Source organism: Streptomyces kanasensis (genome assembly GCF_043077165.1).
Taxonomy (GTDB): domain Bacteria; phylum Actinomycetota; class Actinomycetes; order Streptomycetales; family Streptomycetaceae; genus Streptomyces; species Streptomyces changanensis.
Window position 1 is genome coordinate 549516 of sequence record NZ_JBIBSF010000002.1, and the last position, 6631, is coordinate 556146.

4 protein-coding genes are annotated in these 6631 nt (G+C 72.1%); 3 read left to right on the top strand and 1 reads right to left on the bottom strand.

What is annotated here, in order from left to right:
- Positions 1 to 155: 155 nt before the first annotated feature.
- The gene (gene ppdK / locus ACF053_RS07615; RefSeq protein WP_391953000.1) at positions 156 to 2867 is read left to right on the top strand and encodes a pyruvate, phosphate dikinase; all 2712 of its coding nucleotides are present in this window, start codon (positions 156 to 158) and stop codon (positions 2865 to 2867) included.
- 567 nt (positions 2868 to 3434) lie between these two features.
- The gene (locus ACF053_RS07620) at positions 3435 to 4466 is read left to right on the top strand and encodes an ArsR/SmtB family transcription factor (RefSeq protein WP_079047440.1); all 1032 of its coding nucleotides are present in this window, start codon (positions 3435 to 3437) and stop codon (positions 4464 to 4466) included.
- Here ACF053_RS07620 and ACF053_RS07625 read toward each other — a convergent pair.
- Positions 4436 to 5593: an alkaline phosphatase PhoX gene (locus ACF053_RS07625; RefSeq protein ID WP_391953001.1), complete on the bottom strand. Its 1158-nt coding sequence runs from the start codon at positions 5591 to 5593 to the stop codon at positions 4436 to 4438. The genes ACF053_RS07620 and ACF053_RS07625 overlap by 31 nt on opposite strands.
- 471 nt (positions 5594 to 6064) lie before the next feature.
- Between ACF053_RS07625 and ACF053_RS07630 the strand changes: the two genes are divergently transcribed.
- Positions 6065 to 6481: a VOC family protein gene (locus ACF053_RS07630; protein WP_391953002.1), complete on the top strand. Its 417-nt coding sequence runs from the start codon at positions 6065 to 6067 to the stop codon at positions 6479 to 6481.
- Positions 6482 to 6631: the final 150 nt, after the last annotated feature.

Here is a 6631-nt window from a genome sequence, read left to right on the forward strand (position 1 = left end):
GGCGTCTCCGCGGAAACCGGCGCGTGACTTTCGATCTGCTGGCGGACGGGTGGTTAAGGCCGCATGACGCGCAGGCGTACCTCCCCAGAAGCCTTCGATCTGGGTATGTTCCTCGCCGTCAGGGCAGCCACGTCGTCCTCGAGGAGTCGAGACCCGTGTCGGAAAACAAAGATCAGAAGTTCGTGTACGACTTCACCGAGGGCAACAAGGACCTCAAGGACCTTCTCGGCGGCAAGGGTGCCAACCTCGCCGAGATGACCAACCTGGGTCTCCCGGTGCCTCCGGGCTTCACGATCACCACCGAAGCGTGCAAGGTCTACCTCGAGAGCGGCGCCGAGCCGGCCGCCCTCCGCGACGAGGTCAGCTCCCACCTCGACGCCCTCGAGCGGAAGATGGGCAAGAAGCTCGGCCAGGCCGACGACCCGCTGCTCGTCTCCGTCCGCTCCGGTGCGAAGTTCTCCATGCCCGGCATGATGGACACGGTCCTCAACATCGGCCTCTCCGACGCGTCGGTCGAGGGCCTCTCCCGGCAGTCCGGCGACGAGCGGTTCGCCTGGGACTCCTACCGGCGTCTCATCCAGATGTTCGGCAAGACCGTCCTCGGCGTCGACGGCGAGCTCTTCGAGGAGGCCCTGGAGGAGGCGAAGGACGCCAAGGGGGTCACGGTCGACACCGACCTGGAGGCCGCCGACCTCAAGGAGCTCGTGGAGCGGTTCAAGGGGATCGTCGCGTCCGAGGCCGGTCGCGCCTTCCCGCAGGACCCCCGCGAGCAGATGGACCTCGCGATCAAGGCCGTCTTCGACTCCTGGAACGGCGACCGCGCCAAGCTGTACCGCCGCCAGGAGCGCATCCCGCACGACCTCGGCACCGCCGTCAACGTCTGCTCGATGGTCTTCGGCAACCTCGGCCCGGACTCCGGCACCGGTGTCGCCTTCACCCGCGACCCCGCCACCGGTCACCAGGGCGTCTACGGCGACTACCTGCAGAACGCGCAGGGCGAGGACGTCGTCGCCGGCATCCGCAACACCGTGCCGCTCGCCGACCTGGAGTCGATCGACAAGGCGTCGTACGACCAGCTCATGGGCATCATGGAGACGCTGGAGAACCACTACAAGGACCTCTGCGACATCGAGTTCACCATCGAGCGCGGCCAGCTGTGGATGCTCCAGACCCGGGTAGGCAAGCGCACCGCCGCCGCGGCCTTCCGGATCGCCACCCAGCTCGTCGACCAGGGGCTCATCGACGAGGCCGAGGCGCTCCAGCGCGTCAACGGCGCCCAGCTGGCGCAGCTGATGTTCCCGCGCTTCACCGAGGCCGCGCAGGTGGAGAAGGTCGCCCGCGGCATCGCCGCCTCGCCGGGCGCCGCCGTCGGCAAGGCCGTCTTCGACTCGTACACCGCCGTCAAGTGGTCCCGGTCCGGCGAGAAGGTCATCCTCATCCGCCGTGAGACCAACCCCGACGACCTGGACGGCATGATCGCCGCCGAGGGCATCCTCACCTCGCGCGGCGGCAAGACCTCGCACGCCGCCGTGGTCGCCCGCGGCATGGGCAAGACCTGCGTCTGCGGCGCGGAGGAGCTGGAGGTCGACACCAAGCGCCGCCGGATGACCGTGCCCGGCGGGCACGTCGTCGAGGAGGGCGACGTGGTCTCCATCGACGGCTCCACCGGCAAGGTGTACCTGGGCGAGGTACCCGTCGTACCGTCGCCGGTCGTCGAGTACTTCGAGGGCCGCATGCACGCCGGTGCCGACGACGCCGACGAGCTCGTCCAGGCGGTCCACCGGATCATGGCGTACGCGGACCGCGTCCGCCGGCTGCGCGTGCGGGCCAACGCCGACAACGCCGAGGACGCCTCGCGCGCCCGGCGGTTCGGTGCCCAGGGCATCGGCCTGTGCCGCACCGAGCACATGTTCCTCGGCGACCGCCGCCAGTACGTCGAGCGGCTCATCCTCGCCGACACGGACGCGGAGCGCGACGAGGCCCTCAAGGCCCTGCTGCCGCTGCAGAAGCAGGACTTCGTCGAGCTGTTCGAGTCGATGGACGGGCTGCCGGTCACCGTCCGCCTCCTCGACCCGCCGCTGCACGAGTTCCTCCCGGACATCACCGAGCTGTCGGTGCGCGTCGCCCTCGCCGAGGCCCGCAAGGAGCCGCACGAGAACGAGCTGCGCCTGCTCCAGGCCGTGCACCGGCTGCACGAGCAGAACCCCATGCTGGGCCTGCGCGGCGTCCGCCTCGGCCTGGTCATCCCCGGCCTGTTCACCATGCAGGTGCGGGCCATCGCCGAGGCCGCCGCCCAGCGCGTCGAGGCCAAGGGCGACCCGCGCGCCGAGATCATGATCCCGCTCGTGGGCACCGTCCAGGAGCTGGAGCTCGTCCGCGACGAGGCCGAGCAGGTCATCGCCGAGGTCCAGGCGGAGACCGGCGTCGAGCTGAAGCTCGCGCTCGGCACGATGATCGAGCTGCCGCGCGCCGCGGTCACCGCCGGCCAGATCGCCGAGTGCGCCGAGTTCTTCTCCTTCGGCACCAACGACCTCACCCAGACCGTCTGGGGCTTCTCCCGGGACGACGTGGAGGCCAGCTTCTTCACCGCCTACCTGGAGAAGGGCATCTTCGGGGTGTCGCCGTTCGAGACGATCGACAAGGACGGCGTCGGCGCCCTCGTGCGCAGCGCGGTCGAGGCCGGCCGGGCCACCCGCCCCGACATCAAGCTCGGTGTCTGCGGCGAGCACGGCGGCGACCCGGAGTCGGTGCACTTCTTCCACGAGGTGGGCCTGGACTACGTCTCCTGCTCGCCCTTCCGCATCCCGGTGGCGCGCCTGGAGGCCGGTCGCGCCGCCGCCCGGTCCAGCGACAGCGACAGCCGCTGACCCACGGTCCCGCCCGCGGCGCCCCCGCGGCGGGACCCCCACGGCCCCGGAGCCGCCGTCTGTCACCCGACCCTCACCGATCGGCGGCGGCTCCGGACTGCAAGGAACGGGGCGGACACCTTGTGCGGAGGTGTCCGCCCCGTACTGTTTCGTCCGGTGGGGAATTGCCGGTTCCCCGGGAAAGCGGTCTGTTGAATTCCGTGCCAGTTGAAGGTCGGACTATTCGCGGCGGATTGACATCGCGTCAATTCCCGGGGTCCGCCCGGGAAAGGAACGGGCGGAGCGCGGCCACCGGATCCCCACCCGCCGACCGCGCCCCATTACCCCTGCCAGACAGGAGAGCCGCAACCTTTCAGGCCCGCCGCCGGGCGTGAGAAGCCCCCCACGGTCTTCCTGCACGCCACCTCGGGTCCTGAAGGTTTCCCGTCCGACGGCGTACAGCTTTTCGGTTCGGGGCCATCGGCCGCGACGCGTTTCAACTGTGGCTGAAATGCCGTGGTAACAACCTGTGATGGCATGCATACTCATCGGTGGGGGGTGATTGCGGATGCAACAGGTGGGGGTTCAGTGCTTCGTATACATTTCACCGGTGCGGATCTCGCCGGGGTCCGGATGGCGGCCCGGCCGGACGCGCTGTGGGAAACGATTCTCAGCTTTCACCGTTTGCGCGACCGGCGCGGCGCCCTGGTCTACGGGGAATGGCGCTCCGAAACCCGGACGCGGTTGAACGGTGAAACGCGTCTCCTCGGAGCGCTCGTCCCGGCACGCGGCTATTTTCCGGACTTCCTGACCCCGCCCGAGGGCCTGGACGGCCTCGACACGGCCCTGGAGGCCCTGCGCGCCACCCCGCCGGCGCGGCTCCACGCGGAGCTCGGCCTCCTCGCCGGGGAGCGCCCCGCGGCGGCTCCCCTGCCCTCCTGGGCGGCCTCGCTCGCCGAGGGCCGTCCGGAGCCCTTCAGTCGCCTCCTGGGGGCGCTGCGCGGCTACCACCGGGCCGCCGTGGAGCCGTACTGGACCTACATACAGGCGCGGGTCGAGGCCGACCGCGCCGTCCGGGGGCGGGCGCTCCTCGACGGCGGCTCCGAGGAACTGCTCGCCTCGCTCCCGCCGATGCTCCGCTGGCGCGCCCCGGTCCTGGAGGCGGACTACCCGGTCGACCGGGACGTCCGGCTCGACGGGCGCGGGCTGCTGCTCCAGCCGTCGTACTTCTGCCGCGGGACCGCCGTCACCTACCGCGACCCGCGACTGCCGCCGGTCCTCGTCTACCCGGTGACGCACACCGAGGCCCCGGCGACCGGCTGCGAGCCCGGTGACGCCCCGCTCGGGCGGCTCGTGGGCCACACCCGGTCCGCCGTCCTCAAGGCCATCGGGCACGGCGGCACGACCAGCGAGCTGGCCCGCAGGGCCGGCGTGTCCCTCGCCTCCGCGAGCCAGCACGCCGGCGTCCTGCGCGACGCCGGGCTGGTCGTCACCCTGCGCCAGGGCAGCTCCGTGCTGCACACCCTGACGCCACTGGGCGCCGCCCTGCTGCACGGCGGCGCCCGGCCGGTCCGGGAGCGGCGCCGCCGCTACGCCCGGAAGGGCCCCGTCACCTCGTAGGTGATGCCGCCCGAAGAGCTGCCCGTCGTGCCGCGCTGGCTGGAGAAGTACAGCCGCCTGCCGTCGGGGGAGAAGGCCGGGCCGCAGATCTCGGAGCCGGACTGGCCGTTGATCCGCAGGAACGGCGCGACCACGTCGTCCGGCGTGATGACGCAGATCTCCATGTTGCCGCCGTCCTCGGCGACGTACAGGTCGCCGGAGGACGTGCCGGTGACGTTGTCGACGCCGGTCAGCGGGGCGCTGCCGCTCACCAGGGAGTCGTCGTAGGCGAGCTCGTAGGTGTGGGTCGCGAGGTTCAGCTGCCACAGGCGGTTGTCGCCCTTGGTGGTGAACCAGAGGGTGTCGTTGGCGTAGTGGCAGCCCTCGCCGCCGCTGAACCGCTTGGCGCCCGAGACCTGGTCGCGGGTGTACGTGGGGGAGCCGTCCGGGTCCGGCACGGTCACCCAGGTGAAGCTGCCGGAGGTGGCGGTGCCGGCCTTCAGCACCTGGAGGGTGCCGGAGGACAGGTCGCCCCAGGTGGTGGGGACGAAGCGGTACAGGCAGCCGTTGGACTCGTCCTCGGTCAGGTAGATCACCTTGCGCACGGGGTCGGCGGCCGCCGCCTCGTGCTTGAAGCGGCCCATCGCGTCCCGGCGGACGGCGGCGTTCACGCCGTACGGGTCGGTCTCGTAGACGTACCCGAGGGTGACCTCCTCGCAGGACAGCCAGGTGTTCCACGGGGTCCTGCCGCCCGCGCAGTTGGTGCGGGTGTTGGACAGGATGCGGTAGGCGCCGGTGATCTGGCCCGTGGAGGAGAACCGGACCGCGCTCGCGCCGCCGCCCGGGTTGATCTCCGAGTTGGAGACGTAGATCCAGCCGGACCCGTCCGTGAAGCAGGCGCCGCCGTCGGGGGCGTTGTGCCAGGTGTACGAGGTGGCGCCGACCTTCTGGCCGGACCGGGCGATCACCCGGCTGGTGAAGCCGGCCGGGAGCTGTATGCCGTTGGCGTCGGCGGCGCCGAGCGCTCCGTACGGCCCGGGGCCGGGCTGGGCGGGCGCCGCGTAGGCCGCGCCGCGCATCAGCGTGTAGCCGAAGGCCGCGGCCGCGCCGCCCGCGACCGCACCGCGCAGGAAACCACGTCGTTCCACTTCATCACTCCAGGGGCTTGTGACCGCCCCGCCGCACCGGTCGGCGGCGGAGTCGCGCGCTGCCGGAACCTAGGAGTCCCAGATTGACGGTGCAGCAACAAGCGGTGAAGGGGAAGAAGAGTCGCGCGGTCGGCTCCGCGGAGCCCTTCCGGAACGGGTCCCTCCGGGGGGTGCGCCCGGCCGGCGGCGGGCCGGATGCGGGGCGGGGCCGGGGTCCGCGGTGCGGGGGCGGCCGGGGCGGGGGCCGCCGTCACGGGGCCCGGGCGCGCGGGCCGGGTGAGGGGCGGGGGAGTCGCGGGGTGCGGGCGCGCCGCCCGGGGGGCCGGGCCGGGGGGCGCGGCAGGGGTGCGGAAAGAATTTCGGCGGTCGGCGATGAGTTCCGCGCGGCGGCCCGGTCTACCCCTCCGTAAGCAGCACGCGTCACACGACAGCACGCCGGCCACACCGGCCACAGCAGAGGGAGACCCCGCCATGGCACAGATGATCTTCGTGAACCTGCCGGTCAAGGACCTGGAGACGGCCAAGGCCTTCTGGACGGAGCTCGGCTTCTCCTTCAACCCGGAGTTCACCGACGAGAACGCCGCCTGCCTGGTCATCAGCGACACGATCTTCGCGATGCTGCTGACCGAGCCCTTCTTCAAGAACTTCACGAAGAAGGAGCTCGCCGACGCCTCCACCACGACGGAGACCATCATCGCGCTCAGCGCCGACAGCCGGGCCCGGGTCGACGAGCTCGTCGACAAGGCCCTGGCGGCCGGCGGATCCCCCGCCAACGACACGCAGGAGATGGGCGACGCGATGTACAGCCGTTCCTTCCAGGACCCCGACCACCACATCTGGGAGGTCGTGTGGATGGACCTCGAGGCGATGCGGGCCGCCCAGGGCTGACCCGCCCGCACCCCGGCGGGGGGGGGGGGGCCGGCCCGCCCCCCCCCCCCCCCCCCCCCCGGCGCGGCCCGGGCCCCCCCCCGGCCCCGGGGCCCGGCCCGGGCGGGGCGCCCCCCCCCCCCCCCCCCCCCCCCCCCCCCCCCCCCCCCC

Coding starts and splice junctions, on each gene's coding strand:
- ACF053_RS07630 (WP_391953002.1), top strand. CDS start 6,065: ATGGCACAGATGATCTTCGTGAACCTGCCGGTCAAGGACCTGGAGACG.